Raw genomic sequence first — 17,883 nt, forward strand, 5'->3', positions numbered from 1 at the left:
TTCGGGTCTGAAGAGGGGGCGCCGGCATCACGACCGGGGGATGCGCAGCACCTGTCCGACCCGGATCACATCGCCGTTGAGCTCGTTGGCCTGCTTGAGCTGGGCCACCGGCACGCTGTGGCGGGCCGCGATCTCCGAGAGGGTATCGCCGGGCTGGATGCGATACTCGTTGCCCTCGGGGCTGCGGTTGCGGTCGCGCTGCCAGGCCAGCAGGCTGGCCGGCGGCGGGTTGCGCTGGAAGTGGCCGCGGATGCCGCCGAAGAGGGCCTCGACCATCCGCTGCTGATAGCCGCCGTCGCGCAGCCGGCGCTCCTCGTCCGGATTGGAGATGAAGCCGGTCTCGACCAGCAGCGAGGGGATGTCCGGCGACTTGAGCACCATGAAACCGGCCTGCTCGACCCGCGACTTGTGCAGCCGGTTGACCCGCCCCAGCTGGTCGAGCACCTGGCCGCCGATGGTCAGGGAGTCGTTGAGGGTCGCCGTCATGGTCAGGTCGAGCAGCACGCCACGCAGCACCTCGTCCTTGTCGTCCAGCGACAGGTTGCCGTCGACCCCGCCGATCAGGTCGGCCTCGTTCTCGCTGGCGGCCAGCCACTGGGCGGTCTCCGAGGTGGCCCCTCGCTGGGACAGGGCATAGACCGAGCTGCCGTTGGGCCGCGGGCTGTTGAAGGCATCGGCATGGATCGACACGAAGAAGTCGGCCTTCTGCTCCCGGGCGATGCGGGTCCGCTGGCGCAGACCGATGTAGTAGTCGCCGTCGCGGATCATCACCGCCCGGAATCCCTCAGCGGCGTTGACCAGCCGGGCCAGGCGCTTGGCCATCTCCAGCACGACGTCCTTCTCGCGGGTGCCGGACGGCCCGATTGCCCCCGGGTCCTCGCCGCCATGACCGGCGTCGATGGCGATGATGATGTCGCGCTTGGGATGGGGCTTGGCCGGCTCCAGTACCTGGGCGGCGTCGATATCGGCCGGGTCAGCACCCTCCGCCACCGCCTCGCTGCGGGCGCGTTCGGCGGCAATCTCCTGCTCGCGGATCATCGCCTCGATGGGGTCGATGGGGTCCTCCACGGCGCTCTCGCCGGGATACTCCAGGTCCACCACCAGGCGATGTCCGTACTGGTCGTTGGGCGCCAGGCTGAAGTGACGGGGCTCGACCTCCCGCTCGAGTTCCAGCACCACCCGCAGGCCATTGCCGTCGCGCACACCGGTGCGCAGGGTGCTGATGGCACTCCCCTCGAGGTCCAGCCGGTCGACGCTGGCATTGAGCTGGCTGTCGTCCAGGTCGATCACCAGGCGGCGCGGATTGTCGAGGCTGAAGACATTGGCCTGCGCCGGGGAGGAGAGGTCGAAGACCAGGCGGGCATGGTCGGGCGCCGCCCAGAGGCGAAGGTTGTCGACGCTGGCGGCATGGGCCAGGCCACTGGCGAGCCACAGCAGCAGCCCCCCCAGCCCGGCCAGCAGACACCCTGCCGGTCTCATGCGTGTCATCTCGCTGCTTCACCTTCCCTGTCCAGGATCCAGCCGGCCAGAGCCGGCATCGCCGCCAGGCGCTCGAGCACCGCCCGGCCATGTTCGCTGCGGGCCTCGAGCGTCGCCTCGCGCCCGCTGCCGGCCAGCCGCAGGCTCACCTCCAGATCCGGGGCCGGCAGCCAGCCCTCGCCCCGCTCCGGCCACTCGATCACGCAGAGCGCGTCCTCGGCAAGCAGGTCGCGGCCACCGATGAACTCCAGCTCCTCGGGGTCGCCCAGGCGGTAGAGGTCGAAGTGGTGCACACGAATGCCGTCCAGCTCGTAGGGCTCCACCAGGGTGTAGGTGGGGCTCTTGACCGCCCCCCGGTGGCCGCAGGCGCGCAGGATACCACGGGCCAGCGTTGTCTTGCCGGCCCCCAGCTCGCCGGTCAGGTGCACGCGACCCTGGCCGTCCAGGGCACGCCCCAAGCACTCGCCGAAGGCGACCTGGCGGTCTTCGTCATCGAGTCGCAGCTGCATCGTCCTCGCCCATCGTCGGGTTGACCAGAATTCGTGCACAGGATGCCAGATCGCCGGCCAGCAGGCCACGCTCGCCCCCCTCCCGGGCCGCCATGTCGGCGGCCAGGGCATGTACCAGCACGCCGAGTCGGACTGCCGGCTCGAGGGGCAGCCCCTGGGCCAGCAGCGCGCCCAGGATGCCGGAGAGCGCATCGCCCATGCCGCCGCTGGCCATGCCCGGATTGCCGTAGGGGCAGACGGCGAGCCCCTCGGGGCCGGCCACCAGGCTGCCGGCGCCCTTGAGCACCACCACCCCGCCATAGCGCCGCTGCAGGGCCAGGGCCGCCGCGGGCCGGTCGGCCTCGATCTCGCCGGCGGAAAGGCCGAGCAGGCGAGCGGCCTCGCCGGGGTGCGGCGTCAGCACCCAGTCCTCGCGGCGCTGGCCGGTGAAACGGGTCGCCAGCAGGTTGAGGGCATCGGCATCCACCACCAGCGGCCTCGCGGCCGCCAGGGCCGCCTGCAGCACGCCCTGCCCCCAGCTGCCCTGGCCCAGCCCCGGCCCCACCACCAGCACGTCGGCACGAACCGCCAGTCCGGCGAGGTCCCCGGCACCGCGAATCCCGTGGACCATGACCTCGGGGCGGCGTACCAGGCTCGCCGTCACATGCTCGGGCGCCGTGGCCAGGCTCACCTTGCCGGCGCCCAGCCGTGCGCAGGCCTCGGCGGCGAGCAGCGCCGCCCCGCCGAAGCCCGGGGCCCCGCCCAGCACCAGCGCATGGCCGACGTCTCCCTTGTGCGTGGTGCGGTCGCGGGGCGGCAGCCAGGCCGCGATCAGCCCGGGGCCGAGCAGACGGGCCGCCGGCACGATGTCCGTCTCGCCCTCGGCGTCGACGCCGAGGGCCCGAAAATCCAGTTCGCCCACGCAGGAGGGGGCCGCGCCGGTGTGCAGGCCGAGCTTGTCGCCGATAAAGGTCACGGTTCGACTCGCCCGGACCGCCGTACCGAGGACAGCACCGGTGTCGGCATGCAGCCCCGAGGGAATGTCGATGGCCAGCACCGGCAGGACGCTGGCATTGATGGCCTCGATCGCCTCGCGTGCCTCGCCGCGCACCTCGCCGCCGAGGCCGGTGCCCAGCAGGGCGTCGACGATCAGTTCGCCCTCGAGGGCGAGCTCCGCCCGCCAGGACTCGGCCCCCACCCCGGCCGCGGTGGCCATGTCGGCGGCGCGCCTGGCATCCCCGGACAGCTCGTCGATCGGCTTGAGCAGGATGCGCTGCACGGCGAGCCCCTCGGCGGCGGCCAGCGCCGCCAGCACGTGGCCATCGCCGCCGTTGTTGCCGCCGCCACAGAACACGCTGAGCGAGGGCACCCCGGGCCAGCGGGCCCTCAGGCTCTGCCAGGCGGCCGCGGCCGCGCGCTGCATCAGGGCGAAGCCCTCGATGCCGGCGGCGATGGTTCGCCGGTCGAGCTCGCGCACCTGGTCGGCGCGATAGAGCGGCCGTGGGTGCGGCTCGGGATGTACGGCTTTCCGGGCCATCCGATGTCTCCTCGTTCGGGATGCTTTACCATACCGAGTGTAATTTCTCTGCGCCCCACGCCAAGTCATGGGGCCGATCTGCATGGTGTTTTCTCGATCATGACCCCAGTGTCCGCTCCAGGTGACGAACCCGACATGACCGGCCTCGCCGCGAGGATCAAGGCCTGGGGCCGCGAGCTCGGCTTCCAGCAACTGGGCATCACCGACGTCGACCTGGCCGAGGACGAGCAGCGCCTGACACGCTGGCTGGCCGCCGGCCACCATGGCGAGATGGGCTTCATGGCCAAGCACGGCACCAAGCGCACCCGGCCGGCGGAGCTGGTCCCGGGCACGGTGCGGGTGATCAGTGTACGCCTGGACTACCTGCCCGCCGAGGTGGAGACGGCGAAGGTGCTCGGCCAGCCGGAGACCGCCTACGTCTCGCGCTATGCCACCGGGCGGGACTACCACAAGCTGATGCGCAAGCGGCTGGCGACACTCGCCAAGTGGATCGAGGCAGAGGTCGGACCCTTCGGCTATCGCGCCTTCGTCGATTCGGCCCCGGTGATGGAACGGGCCCTGGCCCGCAAGGCGGGGCTGGGGTGGTTCGGCAAGAACGCCATGCTGCTCAACCCCAGGGCCGGCTCGCTGTTCTTCCTGGGTGAACTCTACACCGACCTGCCGCTGCCGGTGGACGCGCCCTTCGAGGGCGACCACTGCGGCAGCTGCAGCGCCTGCCGCACCGCCTGCCCGACCGGCGCCATCGTCGAGGACCGGGTGGTCGATGCCCGGGCCTGCATCTCCTATCTGACCATCGAGCTGTTCGGGGCCATTCCCGAGCACTACCGGGAGGCCATGGGCAACCGGGTGTTCGGCTGCGACGACTGCCAGCTGGTCTGCCCCTTCACCCGTTTTACCCGGGTCTCCCGCGAGGCCGACTTCGCCCCCCGCCATGACCTGGACCGTGCGAATCTGGTCGCACTGTTCGCCTGGGGCGAGGAGGAGTTCCTGGAGAAGACCGCCGGCAGCCCGATCCGTCGCATCGGCTACGCGCGCTGGCTGCGCAACCTCGCCGTGGGGCTCGGCAACGCCCCCTGGAGCGAGGCCGTGGAAGCCGCCCTCTGGGCACGCCTGTCCTACCCCTCCGACCTGGTGCGCGAACACGTACGCTGGGCCCTGGCCCGCCAGCGGGACAAGCGCCAGCGGCTGATTGCCAGCGGCTGAGGCTTACGCCTGGAAGCGCGGCTTTACCGGCGACAGGTCTCCGAGGGGGCGCTGTTAATACCTCCCTGTACGCTACCGACGCCATCCATGGCGTAGGCCCCCCTCTATGACCTGTCCCCGGTGCCGCTCGCAACCAACTCGTTGCTTACCTGTTTGGATATCTGCGCTTGCAGCGCGGCGCTATTCTTCCTCGTCGCTCTCGTCCTCCGCCAGGCGCAGGAAGGTACGGCGATAATGCGCCAGCTCGGCGATGGACTCCTTGATGTCGTCCATGGCGAGGTGCACGTTGCGCTTCTGGAAGCCGACCAGCGCCCCCGGGTTCCAGCGCTTGGCCAGCTCCTTCAGGGTCGAGACATCCAGGTTGCGATAGTGGAAGAAGGCCAGCAGCTCGGGCATCTCCCGCTCCAGGAAGCGGCGGTCCTGGTGGATGCTATTGCCGCACATGGGCGAGGAGCCGGGCGCGACATGCGCCTTGAGGAAGGCCAGCGTCTGCCGTTCGGCCTCGGCAGTGTCGACCGGGCTCTCCTTGACCCGTGTCACCAGCCCGGAGCCGCCATGGGTCCGTGTGTTCCACTCGTCCATTGCCTCGAGGAGGGTGTCGGGCTGGTGCACCGCGATCACCGGCCCCTCGGCGACAACATTGAGCTCGCTGTCGGTGACCAGGGTCGCCACCTCGATGATCCGCTCGCGGTTCGGGTCGAGTCCGGTCATCTCCAGGTCGATCCACACCAGGCGCTGGCGGCGCGGGTCCCGGGTGTCGGGGGTCTCGGACGGGGAATGCTCTGCCATTTGGGTTCCTTGCATGGCGCCCGCTGACGACAGCGGCCACCTTGGGTGAGTACAATGAGGCCCATTGTAGCGAGCTTCAGGCCCCCATGAGCAAACGCAAGTTGAACCGCCAGCAGCGCTGGCGCATCGAGAAGGTCCAGGCCGAACGCGCCCGACGCGCCGACCGGCGCGACTCCCGGGACGGCGAGAAGCTGGCCGCCGGCGAATACGGGCCCGAACAGGGCGGCCGGGTGATCGCCCACTTCGGCCGCACCCTGGATGTGCGACCCGAGCAGGGCGGCAAGCCCGTGCGTTGCCACCTGCGCGCCAATCTCGAGGGGCTGGTGACCGGCGACCGGGTGATCTGGCGTGCCGCCCATGACGCCAATGACGGCGTGGTGGTGGCCCGGGGCGAGCGCGACAGCGTCCTGGAGCGCCCCGACACACGCGGCCAGCTCAAGCCGGTAGCCGCCAACATCGACCAGATCCTGATCGTCTTCGCAGTGGAGCCGGCGCCTCACGCCAACCTGATCGACCGCTATCTGGTGGCCGCCGAGGCCACCGGCATCGCCCCGGTGCTGGTGCTCAACAAGATCGACCTGCTGCCGGAGCACGGCGGCGAACTGCGCGACCTGCTGGCCCGTTACGAGGCCCTGGGCTACCCGGTGGTCACCACCACCACCGAGCGAGAGGATGGCCTCTCGGCCCTGCACGCCCGGCTCGCCGGGCGCACCTCGGTGTTCGTGGGCCAGAGCGGCGTGGGCAAGTCCTCGCTGATCGACCGCCTGCTGCCGGACGAGGAACTTCGCATCGGGGCGCTGTCCAAGGACTCGCGCAAGGGCACCCATACCACCACCACCGCGCGCCTCTACCGCCTGCCGAGCCCTGCCTCGGGCGATGCCAAGGAGGCCAGCGAGGGCGAGCTGATCGACTCCCCGGGGATCCGCGAGTTCGGCCTTAGCCACCTGGACGAGCAGCAGGTCACCGAGGGCTTCGTCGAGTTCCGCGACCTCCTCGGCCACTGCCGCTTCCGCGACTGCCGCCACCGCCACGAGCCGGGTTGCGCCCTGCTCGCGGCCGTGGAGCGCGGCGACATCCATCCCGAACGCTTTGCCAGCTACCGACGCATCCTCGAGAGTCTCGAGGACACCTGACGCCAGACGCCCGCCTCAAGCGTGCCTGAATCAAGGAGTCGAGTTTAAGGAGCTGAATTTAAGGAGAATGTGCCATGAGTTCCGAAGACAACCTGCTCCCGCTGATCATCGAGCCCGACCAGCTCGCCGCTCACCTGGACGAGCCATCGCTGCTGATCATCGACGTGCCGCTCAGGGCCGAGAGCTATGGCGAGGGGCACGTCCCCGGCGCCGTCTTCCTGGATCATCGCCTGCTGATGCGCGGCGAGGACCCGGCCGGCAGCAGCGTGCCCAACGAGGTGCCCACGGTGGAGGCGCTCTCCCGGCTGTTCTCGTTGCTCGGCCTGACCCGGGACACCCATGTGGTCGCCTACGACGACGAGGGCGGCGGCTGGGCCGGACGCCTGCTGTGGACCCTGGAGCTGATCGGCCACACCCGCTACTCCTACCTCAATGGCGGCATCCACGCCTGGCGGGAGGCCGGCCGGCCCGTCTCCACCGAGGCACGCTCCCCCCGTCCCAGCGACTACGAGGCGGAGATCCTGCATCCCGAGGTCGCCATCGACCGCCTCGAACTCCAGGAGCGCCTGGGCGAGAAGGGCTTCGCGATCTGGGATGCCCGCTCCCGCGCAGAATACGACGGGGAGAAGGGCAACAATGCGCGCCTGGGCCACATCCCCGGCGCGGTGAACATGGAGTGGACCGACGCCATGGACCGGGAGCACGGCCTGCGGATCCGCGACTATGCGGAGCTCATCACCGAGCTCGAGGCCCTGGGCCTGACCCCGGACATGGAAGTGGTCACCCACTGCCAGAGCCACCACCGCAGCGGCTTCACCTGGCTGGTGGGCAAGGCGCTGGGCTTCGAGAAGATTCGCGGTTATGCCGGCTCCTGGAAGGAGTGGGGCAACCGCGACGATACGCCGATCGAGACATAGGACACCCCCTTGCCACTCTCCCGACTCTTTGCCCTGATCCAGTACCCGCTCCCCCACCATCTGCTCTCGCGGCTGGTGGGCGGGCTCGCCGACTGCCGACTGCCCTGGCTGAAAAACGCCCTGATCAAGGCCTTCATCCGTCAATTCAGGGTCGACATGGACGAGGCCGCCGAGCCCGACCCGACGGCCTATGCTACCTTCAACGACTTCTTCACCCGCACCCTGGAGGAGGACGCCCGTCCCGTCGGCGAGGGCCTGGTCTCCCCCGCCGATGGCACCCTCTCGCAGTTCGGCGCCGTCGAGGCCGGCCAGCTGCTCCAGGCCAAGGGCCACCGCTTCTCGATGATGGAGCTGCTCGGCGGCGACGGCGAGGCGGCGCGCCGCTACCTCGGCGGCAGCTTTGCCACCGTCTACCTCTCGCCGAGCGACTACCACCGGGTGCACATGCCCGCCAGCGGCACCCTCACCGAGATGGTCTACGTCCCGGGCCGGCTCTTCTCGGTGAACGCCGCCACCACCGAGCAGGTGCCCAACCTGTTCGCCCGCAACGAGCGGCTGGTGTGCCACTTCGATACCGAGCAGGGGCCCATGGCGGTGGTGCTAGTGGGGGCGATGATCGTCGCCGCCATCGAGACGGTGTGGGCCGGGCAGATCACCCCGTTGCCCCGGGGCGACGTGCAGCGCCTGCGCTTCGACACCCCGGTGCGCCTGGCGAAGGGCGAGGAGCTGGGGCGCTTCAAGCTCGGCTCCACGGTGGTGATGGCGTTCAGTGAGCCGGTCAGCTTCGCCAACACCATCTCGCCCGGCGCCAAGGTGCGGATGGGACAGTCGCTGGGAGCGTCTAGCAGCGCGGCGTGGCGAAGGCCATGACCTCCGCCACGCTCGACTTGCCCAGCGCCAGCTGGATCAGCCGGTCGAGGCCCAGCGCCACCCCACTGCCCGCCGGCATGCCGTGCGCCAGGGCCGCCAGCAGGCGCTGGTCCGCGTCCACCTCGGGCAGCCCCGCCGCCCGCCGGGCGGCGTTGTCCGCCGCGAAGCGCGCCGCCTGTTCGGCGGCATCGGTGAGCTCGTCGTAGCCGTTGGCCAGCTCCAGCCCTTCCCGATAGAGCTCGAAGCGCGATGCCACCCATTCACCGTCCTCCGGGTCGCGATGCCGACGCGCCAGGGCCGCCTGGCTGGCCGGGTAGTCCACCACCACGTCGAGGCCCTCACGTCCGAGATAGGGCTCGATTTCGAAACTCATCAGCAGGTCGAGGCAGCCGTCGCGGTCACCGTCGGCCATGTCCAGGCCGCCCACCGCCCCCGCCAGGCGCCGCAGCTCGCCAAGTGGGGCACTGAAGGGGTCGATGGCCAGGTGCTCGCGGAACAGCTCGCGGTAGCGGCGCCGGCGCGGCGGTACCGGCTTATCCCCCAGTTCCTGGCCCAGCACGGCGTTGACCAGGGCAGCGGTCTCCTCGATCAGCGCATCGAGCGCGAGCCCGGGGCGATACCACTCCAGCATGGTGAACTCGAGGTTGTGGCGCCGCCCCACCTCCCCGTCGCGAAAGCTTCGGGCCAGTTGGAAGATCGGCCCTGAGCCGGCGGCCAAGAGCCGCTTCATGGCGAACTCCGGGGAGGTCTGCAGCCAGAGCCGCTCGCGCCCGGCCGGGGTGGTGGCCTCGGCGGACAGGGAGGCCAGGTGCACCTCGGTGCTGCCGCCGTGGCCCAGCACCGGCGTCTCCACCTCCAGCACGCCGCGCCGGGCGAAGAAGGCGCGCACCTCGGCCAGCAGGCGGGCCCGCTCGCGCAGCGTCTCGATCGTCGCCGTAGGGCGCCAGTCGTCCGTCATTTTCCAACCTCCAGAACCGACAAGGCCACGCCGTAAGCGTGGCCTTTCAGAGTGCAGAGCTGCGGCTTATCGGCGACAGGCCCCGAAGTGTCGGACCATCGCGGAGGCGCTGTAAACCCATCCCTGGGCGCTACCGATGCCCTGCTGCGCTCTCGCATCCTGCTCCGCATGCAGGTCCGGTGCTGGCCATCCATGGCCAGCCCGTTCGAAGCAGTGCTTCTCACCCCTGGCATAGGACCTCCGCTTCGGCCTGTCCCCAGCGCCGCTTGTAGCTCGTAGCTCGTAGCTCAATGTAATCAAGCGCGGGAAACGTACTCGCCGGAGCGCGTATCCACCTTCAGCACCTCGCCCTCGTTGATGAACAGCGGCACGCGGACCACGGCGCCGGAGGAGAGGGTCGCCGGCTTGGAGCCGCCCTGGGCGGTGTCACCCTTGAGACCCGGATCGGTCTCGGTCACTTCCAGCTCGATGAAGTTCGGCGGGGTGACGTTGATCACGTTGTCGTTCCACAGGGTCACGGTGTAGGGGACCTGCTCCTTGAGCCACTTCTCGGTATCCCCCAGGGCCTTCTTCTCCACGGCATACTGCTCGAAGGAGCCATCGGTCTTCATGAAGTACCACATGTCACCGTCGGTGTAGAGGTACTCCATCTCCAGCTCGAGGACGTCGGCGGCCTCCAGGGAATCACCGGACTTGAAGGTGCGCTCCCAGACGCGGCCGGTCATCAGGTTGCGCAGCTTGACGCGGTTGAAGGCCTGTCCCTTGCCGGGCTTGACCAGCTCGTTCTCGACGATGCTGCACGGGTCACCGTCCAGCATCACCTTCAGACCGCCCTTGAATTCGTTGGTAGAATAATTGGCCATGATGTCTTACCCATATTCGAGCGCGCCACCGGCACTGGCCGGGGGCGCGCGCAAGCAGATGAAGTTCGACGGGGAGCTCGTCCCCGTCCGTATTGACTGGTGTGTCGCATGATAACCCGAAGCAGCGCCCTTTTGCAGCGCCCCGACCGGGAGGCCCGCCCCCTGCCCCTCCAGGCTCGCTGGCAGACCCAGCTGGCCAGGGCGATTCGCGACCCCCACGAGCTGTGCCGCCGCCTGGGACTCGACGAGGCCTTCTGGCCGGGTGCCGAGCGTGGCCATGCCCTCTTCGAGGTTCGGGTCCCCGAGGCCTACCTGGCGCGCATCCGCCCCGGCGACCCGTCCGACCCCCTGCTGCGCCAGGTACTGCCGCTGGCCGAGGAGGCGCTGGTGGCGCCCGGCTATGTGGCCGACCCCCTCGAGGAAGCCGAGCATGCGCCCGCCCCGGGGCTGATCCACAAGTATCCCGGCCGGGTCCTGTTGATCGCGAGCCCCGCCTGCGCGGTGAACTGCCGCTACTGCTTCCGCCGCCACTTCCCCTACGAGGAGAATGCCCCCTCGCGGGCCCAGTGGGAGACCACCCTCGACCACCTGAGGGACGATGCAACGCTCCACGAGGCCATCCTCTCCGGGGGCGACCCCCTGGCCGCCAGCGACCGCCAGCTGGCCTGGCTGGTCGAGCGGCTGGCGGCCATTCCCCACCTCAGGCGCCTGCGCATCCACACCCGACTGCCGGTGGTGATCCCCGACCGCATCGACGACGCCCTGCTCGGCTGGCTCGGCGCCACCCGCCTGCAGAAGGTGATGGTGCTGCACATCAACCATGCCAACGAGATCGACGAGGCGGTCATCGCGGCGTGCCGCAGGCTGAGTGCCGCCGGCGTGACCCTGCTCAACCAGAGCGTACTGCTGCGGGGGGTCAACGACGGCATCGCACCTCTCGCCGCGCTTTCCGAGCGGCTGTTCGAGGCCGGCATCCTGCCCTACTACCTCCACGTGCTCGACCCGGTAGCCGGGGCGGCGCACTTCGATGTAGCCGATGACGAGGCCCGCGAACTGGTCGCGGGCCTGCGGGAGGTGTTGCCGGGCTTCCTGATGCCGCGGCTGGTGCGGGAGATTCCCGGCGAGGCCAGCAAGACACCGCTTTAGCGCCGAGCGCCGAGCTGAAAGCACCAAACCGAGTGGCGCCGGCCTGTCGCCGGATCAGCCACGATGTGGCCACTTATTTTGCAACCTCCAGTGACGCTGCAGTGACGTTGGGCGCCGGAGACCGGGTGGAGAGGTGGCGGTTGAGGGCGCTCATCACCGCCTTCATGGAGGCACTGGTGATGCTCTCGTCGGTCCCGACGCCGAACACGGCCTCGTCGCCCGCGCGCACCTCCACGTAGGCGATCGCCTCGGCGTCGGCCCCCTGGCCCCGGGAGTGCTCGTGGTAATCGATGATCTCCACGTCATGACCGGCCGCGGCCAGCGCCTTGATGAAGGCGGCCAGCGGGCCATTGCCCTGGCCCGTGACGATGCGACGCTCGCCATCCTCCTCGATGGTCGCCTCCAAGTTGACCCGGGGGCTGTCGGGCTCGGAAGAGAGGCGGTGGCCGACCAGGGTGAAGGGCGAGACCTTGGCCAGGTACTCGTCGACGAAGGCCTGGTAGATCATCTGCGAGGTGATCTCGCGCCCCAGGCGATCGGCCACTTCCTGCACCACCTGGCTGAACTCCATGGAGAGCCGGCGCGGCAGTTCGATGCCGTGCTCCTGCTCGAGCAGATAGGAGATCCCGCCCTTGCCGGACTGGCTGTTGACGCGGATCACCGCCTCGTAGCTGCGCCCGACATCCAGCGGGTCGATGGGCAGGTAGGGGACCGCCCAGACGGCCTCCGGATGGTCACGCCGCTCGGCCATGCCTTTCTTGATGGCGTCCTGGTGGGAGCCGGAGAAGGCCGTGAACACCAGGTCGCCGACATAGGGGTGTCGCGGGTGGACCGGCAGCTGGTTGCAGTGCTCCACCTCGCGCATGATCGGGGTGATGTTGGAGAAGTCGAGTCCCGGGTGCACGCCCTGGGTGTAGAGGTTCATGGCCAGCGTCACGATGTCGACGTTGCCGGTCCGCTCGCCGTTTCCGAACAGAGTGCCCTCGACGCGATCGGCGCCGGCCATCACCGTCAGCTCGGCGGCGGCCACGCCGGTGCCACGATCATTGTGCGGGTGCACGCTGACGATCAGGGCGTCGCGGTTCTTCACATGGCGGCAGAACCACTCCACCTGGTCGGCATAGTTGTTGGGCGTGGCGACCTCCACCGTGGCCGGCAGGTTGACGATCATCTGGGCCTCCGCGGTGGCCCCGTAGGTCTCCATGACCGCCTCGACCACCTCCTTGGCGAAGTCCATCTCGGTGGTGGTGAACAGTTCCGGCGAGTACTGGAAGGTCCAGTTGGTCTCGGGAGCCTCGCTCATGCGCTGCCGGATGCGGGCGGTGGCGTCCACGGCGATCTGGATGCACTCCTCCTTGCTGACGTGGAAGACCACGCGGCGGAAGACCGGGTCGGTGGCGTTGTAGACGTGGACGATGGCGTTCTTCGCCCCCTTCAGCGCCTCGAAGGTACGATCGATCAGGTGGTCGCGGGCCTGGGTCAGCACCTGGATGGTGACGTCATCGGGTACCTTGTCCTGCTCGATCAGGGCACGCACGAAGTCGAAGTCGGTCTGGGAGGCCGAGGGGAAGCCGACCTCGATCTGCTTGAAGCCGATCTTGACCAGCAGGTCGAAGAAGCGCTGCTTGCGCTCCTGGTCCATGGGGTCGATCAGCGCCTGGTTGCCGTCGCGCAGGTCGACGCTGCACCACTGCGGCGGCGTCTCGATGCGGCGGTTCGGCCACTGGCGGTCGGGCAGGTCGACGGCCACGAAGGGGCGGTACTTGGTAGCGGGGTTGTCGAGCATCATGGTGGCGTTCTCCCTGGACTGGCGATGCGGCACTCTTGCGAATACGGCTCAGAAACGGCAACGCCCCGACGGCCGGGGGCCTGTCGGGGCGTCACGCGAGGTATCGGACACGACCGCACCAGAAATGCGAACGGCAACGCGTTCGCGACGACTCGGTACGGCATGGGCCTTGATGTAAGGACTGCTGGTGGTGGCTGACATGGTACGACCTCGTTTCGACCGGGACCTTCTGGCGAAGGACAGTGGCGATGCAGGCGGCATCGCCCACGCTCTCAGGAGCGGGCTAGTAGTCGTAGGTCGAGGTCGTACGCCGTCATGTTCATGGCTCTAGAGAATCAAGGTTGAGAGGCTTTGTCAACTCCGGCGTTCGAGCAGCGCCTCCATCCGCGAGAGCTGGTCACGCAGCTCTCGCACGTCGCTGCGCAGGCCGTGCAGCTCGGCGGCCTCGCCCTTTCCGCTCTCGATCTCCATCTGCACGCTCTCCTTCTGCATCACGTCGAGCACGATGCCGATCATCATGTTGAGGAAGATGAAGGCGGTGAGGAAGATGAACGTCAGGTAATAGATCCAGCTCCAGGCATAGACCTCCTGGGTGGCGTACATCACGTCGGTCCAGTCCTCGAAGGTGGCGATGCGGAACAGGGTCAGCATGGCGATCGAGATGTTGCCCCACAGGAAGTCGTCCACCTCGGCGAACAGGAAGCTGCCGAGGGCCGCATAGATGTAGAAGATGATGAACATCAGCAGGGCCACGTAGCCCATGCGCGGGATCGACTTGACCAGCGCCGCCATCAGCATGCGCAGCTCGGGAATCATCGAGACCAGACGCAGCACGCGAAAGATGCGCAGCAGCCGCGCCAGCAGCACCATCTCCGAGTCGTCCAGGGGGATCAGGCTGGCGGTGACGATCAGGAAGTCGAAGATGTTCCAGCCCTTGCGGAAGAAGTCGCGCAGGCGTTTTTCCGCTGCCATGCGGATCAGGATCTCCACCAGGAAGAACACCGTCACCGCCACGTCCATGACCAGCAGCCACTGCTGGAAGGGGCTGACTTCCTCCTCGTAGGTCTTGGCGCCGATCAGCAGCGCCGAGACGACGATGATGGTGATCACCGTCAGCTCGAAGGCCTTGTGCGCACGCAGCCGTTCGAAGCGGTCACGCCATGTCTCGAAGGTCGTGCTCACTGCCCCGGCTCCTCCAGGTCTCCCTGGCGATAGCCGATCAGGTAGAGCACGGCGTCGAGCCCCAGGGTGGAGATCGACTGACGCGCCTGGGCTCGCACCAGGGGCTTGGCCCGGAAGGCGATGCCGAGCCCGGCGGCGGCCAGCATCTTGAGGTCATTGGCACCGTCGCCCACGGCGATGGTCTGCTCCATGGCCAGGCCCTCGCGGCGAGCGATCTCGTGGAGCAGCTCCGCCTTGCGGTCGGCATCGAGGATCGGCTCGCGCACCTCGCCGGTGACCTTGCCGTTCTCGATCAGCAGCTCGTTGGCATGGACCTCGTCGAAGCCGAGCGTCTCCTGCAGGTGGCGGGCGAAGTAGGTGAAGCCCCCGGAGAGGATCGCCGTGCGATAGCCCAGCCGCTTGAGATGACGCATCAGCCGCTCGAGGCCATCCATCAGCGGCAGGGACTCGGCGATCTCGGCGAGCACCGACTCGTCCAGCCCCCTGAGCTTCGCCATGCGCTCGCGGAAGCTCTGCTGGAAGTCCAGCTCGCCGCGCATGGCCCGCTCGGTGACCTCCGCCACCTCGTCCCCCACGCCGTGGCGGCGGGCCAGCTCGTCGATCACCTCGGTCTGGATCAGGGTGGAGTCCATGTCGAAGCAGACCAGGCGGCGATGCCGTCGCCAGATGGAGTCCTCCTGGAGGGCGATGTCCACGCCGTGCATGGCACCCAGCGCCAGGGCCTTCTCGCGCAGGGCGTCGAGGTCGACCTCCTCGCCGCGCAGCCAGCACTCCACGCAGGCACCGTGCTCGGGCATGCCGCCGTCCAGCGGCTCGCGACCGGAGAGGCGGTGGATCAGCTCCACGGTCAGCCCATGCTCGGCGGTCAGCGCCCCCACCTCGGCGAGGATCCCAGCCGGCAGGTGGGGCGCCAGCAGGGTCAGGATCAGCCGAGGCTGACTCGCCTGCACGCTCCAGCGCTGGTAGTCCTCGGCACTCACCTGGATCGCCTGGATGTCCAGGCCCAGGGCGTCTCCCGTCGTGGCCAGAGCGCCTTCCAGGTCGCTCTCCCGGGCGAGCCCCACCAGGGCCTCCAGGGAGAGGATGCCGAAAGTCACGCTCTGGTTGATGTCCAGCAGCCGGGCGCCGCTGGCCGCCAGCGCCTTGCCCAGGCCGGCCAGCTGACCGGGGCGTGCCACCCCGGTGGCGCGGATCAGTACGCGTCGTGTCATTCCGCAATCTCCAGCCGATCCACCTTCTGCAAGCCGCGGGGCAGCTTGCTGCCGCGCCGGCCGCGCTCGCCACGATAGTAGTCCAGGTCGCCGGCCTTCAGGGTCACATGCCGCTTGCCGGCATGCACCACCAGCGCCGCGCCGGCGGGCAGTACCACCAGGTCGCGCACGAACTCCTCGCGGCGGGCGGCCCGGGCACCCGGGATGTCGATCATCTTGTTGCCCTTGCCCTTGGCCATCTCGGGCAGTTGCGAGAGCTCGAAGACCAGCAGCCGTCCCTCGTTGGAGACCGCCGCCACGCAGGCGCCCTCTTCGGCCGGCACCTCCAGCGGCGACAGCACGTTGCAGCCCTTGGGCACGCTGAGGATCGCCTTGCCCGACTTGTTCTTGCCGATCAGCGCGTCGAGGGGCGCGATGAAGCCGTAGCCGCCGTCTGAGGCCAGCAGGAAGCGCCTGTCCGGCGGTGCCAGCATCAGGCCGGCCATGTGGGCCCCGGCCGCCACGTTGACCCGCCCCGTGACCGGTTCGCCCTGGCCGCGGGCGCTGGGCAGGTTATGGGCCGACAGCGTGTAGGCCCGCCCGGTGTCGTCCAGCAGCACCAGCGGCTGGTTGGTCTTGCCCCGGGCGGCGAGATGGAAGCGATCGCCGGCCTTGTAGGAGAGGCCGGCGGGGTCGATCTCGTGGCCCTTGGCGCTGCGGATCCAGCCCTTCTCGGAGAGCACCACGGTGACCGGGTCGGCGCCGACCAGCTCCACCTCGGAGAGCGCCCGGGCCTCCTCGCGCTCGACCAGCGGCGAGCGACGGGCGTCACCGTGCGCCTCGGCGGCATCGCGCAGCTCCTCCTCGATCAGGTCGGTGAGCGCCGCCTCGCTGCCCAGCAGCTCCTGCAGGCGCTTGCGCTCGGCTTCGAGCTCGTCCTGCTCGCCGCGGATCTTCATCTCCTCGAGCCTGGCCAGGTGGCGCAGCCGCAGTTCGAGGATCGCCTCGGCCTGGCGATCGGAGAGCCCGAAGGCCTCCATCAGCGCGGCCTTGGGCTCGTCCTCCTCGCGGATGATGCGGATCACCTCGTCGATGTTGAGGTAGGCGGCCAGCAGGCCCTCGAGGATATGCAGGCGGTCCTCGACCTTGCCCAGGCGGTGCTCGAGACGACGACGTACCGTGGCGCGGCGGAAGCGCAGCCACTCGCCCAGCAGGTCGGGCAACGCCATGACCCGCGGGCGGCCGTCCAGCCCGATCACGTTCATGTTGACGCGGATGTTCTTCTCGAGGTCGGTGGTGGCGAAGAGGTGCGCCATCAGCGCCTCGATGTCGACGCGGTTGGAGCGCGGCTCGATCACCAGTCGCGTCGGCTCCTCGTGGGTCGACTCGTCGCGCAGGTCCGCGACCATGGGCAGCTTCTTGGCCTGCATCTGGGCGGCGATCTGCTCGAGCACCTTGGCCCCGCTCACCTGGTAGGGCAGCGCGGTGACCACCACGTTGCCCTCCTCGCGCACGTAGCGACCCCTAAGCTTCACCGAGCCGCGCCCGCTCTCGTAGAGCTTTCGCAGGTCGCTGCGCGGGGTGATGATCTCCGCCTCGGTGGGGAAGTCCGGCGCCGGCATGACCTCGAGCAGGTCCGTCGTGGTGGCCTGGGGATGGCGCAGCAGGTGGCAGGTGGCCTCGACCACCTCGCCCACGTTGTGCGGCGGGATGTCGGTGGCCATGCCCACGGCGATGCCGGTGCCGCCGTTGAGCAGCACGTGGGGCAGACGCGCCGGCAACACCACCGGCTCGTTCATGGTGCCGTCGAAGTTGGGGGTCCAGTCCACGGTGCCCTGGCCGAGCTCGGCGAGCAGCACCTCGGCGAACTTCGACAGCCGCGCCTCGGTGTAGCGCATGGCGGCGAAGGACTTGGGATCGTCGGGGCTGCCCCAGTTGCCCTGGCCGTCCACCAGCGGGTAGCGGTAGCTGAACGGCTGGGCCATCAGCACCATCGCCTCGTAGCAGGCGCTGTCGCCGTGGGGGTGGAACTTGCCCAGCACGTCGCCGACGGTACGCGCCGACTTCTTGTACTTGGCGTTGGCACCGAGCGCCAGCTCGCGCATGGCGTAGACGATGCGCCGCTGCACCGGCTTCATGCCGTCGCCGATGTGCGGCAGCGCCCGGTCGAGGATGACGTACATCGAATAGTCGAGGTACGCCTTCTCGGTGTACTCGCGCAGCGAGAGGCGCTCGACGTCGCCCTCCGCCACCTGGATATCCATGGTCATGGGTTCAGGGCCCTATCTGCCATCATGGAAAATTCGCGGGATGTGGCCCGCACGATACGTTGTGGAAGA

15 protein-coding genes are annotated in these 17,883 nt (G+C 69.0%); 5 read left to right on the forward strand and 10 right to left on the reverse strand.

Annotated elements, in window-relative coordinates:
* Window positions 1-27: 27 nt before the first annotated feature.
* From QLQ83_RS06895 to QLQ83_RS06905, 3 genes are read right to left on the reverse strand one after another with little or no spacing between them, the layout of a single operon-like run.
* Complete coding sequence (locus QLQ83_RS06895; RefSeq protein WP_282734781.1) at window positions 28-1,488, reverse strand: N-acetylmuramoyl-L-alanine amidase; 1,461 nt, start codon at window positions 1,486-1,488, stop codon at window positions 28-30.
* Window positions 1,485-1,988, reverse strand: coding sequence for a tRNA (adenosine(37)-N6)-threonylcarbamoyltransferase complex ATPase subunit type 1 TsaE (gene tsaE / locus QLQ83_RS06900; protein ID WP_282734782.1), 504 nt, complete (start codon window positions 1,986-1,988; stop codon window positions 1,485-1,487). The genes QLQ83_RS06895 and tsaE overlap by 4 nt, the downstream gene beginning before the upstream one ends.
* On the reverse strand, window positions 1,969-3,504 hold the full coding sequence (locus QLQ83_RS06905; RefSeq protein WP_282734783.1) for an NAD(P)H-hydrate dehydratase: 1,536 nt from the start codon (window positions 3,502-3,504) through the stop codon (window positions 1,969-1,971). Before QLQ83_RS06905 ends, tsaE begins: the two co-directional genes overlap by 20 nt.
* 99 nt (window positions 3,505-3,603) lie before the next feature.
* Here QLQ83_RS06905 and queG point away from each other — a divergent pair, with 99 nt between their 5' ends.
* Window positions 3,604-4,707: a tRNA epoxyqueuosine(34) reductase QueG gene (queG, locus tag QLQ83_RS06910; RefSeq protein WP_282734784.1), complete on the forward strand. Its 1,104-nt coding sequence runs from the start codon at window positions 3,604-3,606 to the stop codon at window positions 4,705-4,707.
* Window positions 4,708-4,887: 180 nt separating this feature from the next.
* On the opposite strand, the gene orn is transcribed toward queG, so the two are convergent.
* Window positions 4,888-5,496, reverse strand: coding sequence for an oligoribonuclease (orn, locus tag QLQ83_RS06915; protein ID WP_282734785.1), 609 nt, complete (start codon window positions 5,494-5,496; stop codon window positions 4,888-4,890).
* Between the two features lie 86 nt (window positions 5,497-5,582).
* Here orn and rsgA point away from each other — a divergent pair, with 86 nt between their 5' ends.
* The 3 genes from rsgA to asd all read left to right on the forward strand — a co-directional run bounded on the left by rsgA (window position 5,583) and on the right by asd (window position 8,416).
* The gene (gene rsgA, locus QLQ83_RS06920) at window positions 5,583-6,629 is read left to right on the forward strand and encodes a small ribosomal subunit biogenesis GTPase RsgA (protein ID WP_282734786.1); all 1,047 of its coding nucleotides are present in this window, start codon (window positions 5,583-5,585) and stop codon (window positions 6,627-6,629) included.
* A gap of 74 nt (window positions 6,630-6,703) precedes the next feature.
* Complete coding sequence (locus QLQ83_RS06925) at window positions 6,704-7,546, forward strand: sulfurtransferase (protein ID WP_282734787.1); 843 nt, start codon at window positions 6,704-6,706, stop codon at window positions 7,544-7,546.
* 9 nt (window positions 7,547-7,555) lie between these two features.
* On the forward strand, window positions 7,556-8,416 hold the full coding sequence (asd, locus tag QLQ83_RS06930) for an archaetidylserine decarboxylase (protein WP_282734788.1): 861 nt from the start codon (window positions 7,556-7,558) through the stop codon (window positions 8,414-8,416).
* Here asd and epmA read toward each other — a convergent pair.
* Window positions 8,388-9,374 (reverse strand): EF-P lysine aminoacylase EpmA, encoded by a 987-nt coding sequence (epmA, locus tag QLQ83_RS06935; RefSeq protein ID WP_282734789.1) that lies wholly within the window; start codon window positions 9,372-9,374, stop codon window positions 8,388-8,390. The two genes, asd and epmA, sit on opposite strands and share 29 nt — an antisense overlap.
* A 296-nt stretch (window positions 9,375-9,670) precedes the next feature.
* Window positions 9,671-10,237, reverse strand: a complete 567-nt coding sequence (gene efp / locus QLQ83_RS06940; protein ID WP_133637396.1) for an elongation factor P — start codon at window positions 10,235-10,237, stop codon at window positions 9,671-9,673.
* Between the two features lie 108 nt (window positions 10,238-10,345).
* Between efp and epmB the strand changes: the two genes are divergently transcribed.
* A complete protein-coding gene (epmB, locus tag QLQ83_RS06945) occupies window positions 10,346-11,383 on the forward strand; it encodes an EF-P beta-lysylation protein EpmB (protein ID WP_282734790.1) in 1,038 nt (345 codons plus the stop codon).
* A gap of 73 nt (window positions 11,384-11,456) precedes the next feature.
* On the opposite strand, the gene leuA is transcribed toward epmB, so the two are convergent.
* The 4 genes from leuA to parC all read right to left on the reverse strand — a co-directional run bounded on the left by leuA (window position 11,457) and on the right by parC (window position 17,814).
* Window positions 11,457-13,172, reverse strand: a complete 1,716-nt coding sequence (leuA, locus tag QLQ83_RS06950; RefSeq protein WP_282734791.1) for a 2-isopropylmalate synthase — start codon at window positions 13,170-13,172, stop codon at window positions 11,457-11,459.
* A 354-nt stretch (window positions 13,173-13,526) separates the two neighbouring features.
* Window positions 13,527-14,354: an ion transporter gene (locus QLQ83_RS06955; RefSeq protein WP_282734792.1), complete on the reverse strand. Its 828-nt coding sequence runs from the start codon at window positions 14,352-14,354 to the stop codon at window positions 13,527-13,529.
* Window positions 14,351-15,565 (reverse strand): phosphoserine phosphatase SerB, encoded by a 1,215-nt coding sequence (serB, locus tag QLQ83_RS06960; protein WP_282734793.1) that lies wholly within the window; start codon window positions 15,563-15,565, stop codon window positions 14,351-14,353. The genes QLQ83_RS06955 and serB overlap by 4 nt, the downstream gene beginning before the upstream one ends.
* Entirely contained in the window at window positions 15,562-17,814 is a 2,253-nt protein-coding gene (gene parC, locus QLQ83_RS06965) for a DNA topoisomerase IV subunit A (protein ID WP_282734794.1), read from the reverse strand. The genes serB and parC overlap by 4 nt, the downstream gene beginning before the upstream one ends.
* Window positions 17,815-17,883 lie beyond the last annotated feature (69 nt).

This window comes from Halomonas rhizosphaerae (genome assembly GCF_030010555.1).
Lineage (GTDB): Bacteria > Pseudomonadota > Gammaproteobacteria > Pseudomonadales > Halomonadaceae > Halomonas > Halomonas rhizosphaerae.

Coding starts and splice junctions, on each gene's coding strand:
- QLQ83_RS06905 (WP_282734783.1), bottom strand. CDS start 3,504: ATGGCCCGGAAAGCCGTACATCCCGAGCCGCACCCACGGCCGCTCTAT.
- epmA (WP_282734789.1), bottom strand. CDS start 9,374: ATGACGGACGACTGGCGCCCTACGGCGACGATCGAGACGCTGCGCGAG.
- serB (WP_282734793.1), bottom strand. CDS start 15,565: ATGACACGACGCGTACTGATCCGCGCCACCGGGGTGGCACGCCCCGGT.
- leuA (WP_282734791.1), bottom strand. CDS start 13,172: ATGATGCTCGACAACCCCGCTACCAAGTACCGCCCCTTCGTGGCCGTC.
- QLQ83_RS06925 (WP_282734787.1), top strand. CDS start 6,704: ATGAGTTCCGAAGACAACCTGCTCCCGCTGATCATCGAGCCCGACCAG.
- orn (WP_282734785.1), bottom strand. CDS start 5,496: ATGGCAGAGCATTCCCCGTCCGAGACCCCCGACACCCGGGACCCGCGC.
- parC (WP_282734794.1), bottom strand. CDS start 17,814: ATGACCATGGATATCCAGGTGGCGGAGGGCGACGTCGAGCGCCTCTCG.
- efp (WP_133637396.1), bottom strand. CDS start 10,237: ATGGCCAATTATTCTACCAACGAATTCAAGGGCGGTCTGAAGGTGATG.
- queG (WP_282734784.1), top strand. CDS start 3,604: ATGACCCCAGTGTCCGCTCCAGGTGACGAACCCGACATGACCGGCCTC.
- rsgA (WP_282734786.1), top strand. CDS start 5,583: ATGAGCAAACGCAAGTTGAACCGCCAGCAGCGCTGGCGCATCGAGAAG.
- epmB (WP_282734790.1), top strand. CDS start 10,346: ATGATAACCCGAAGCAGCGCCCTTTTGCAGCGCCCCGACCGGGAGGCC.
- QLQ83_RS06895 (WP_282734781.1), bottom strand. CDS start 1,488: ATGACACGCATGAGACCGGCAGGGTGTCTGCTGGCCGGGCTGGGGGGG.
- tsaE (WP_282734782.1), bottom strand. CDS start 1,988: ATGCAGCTGCGACTCGATGACGAAGACCGCCAGGTCGCCTTCGGCGAG.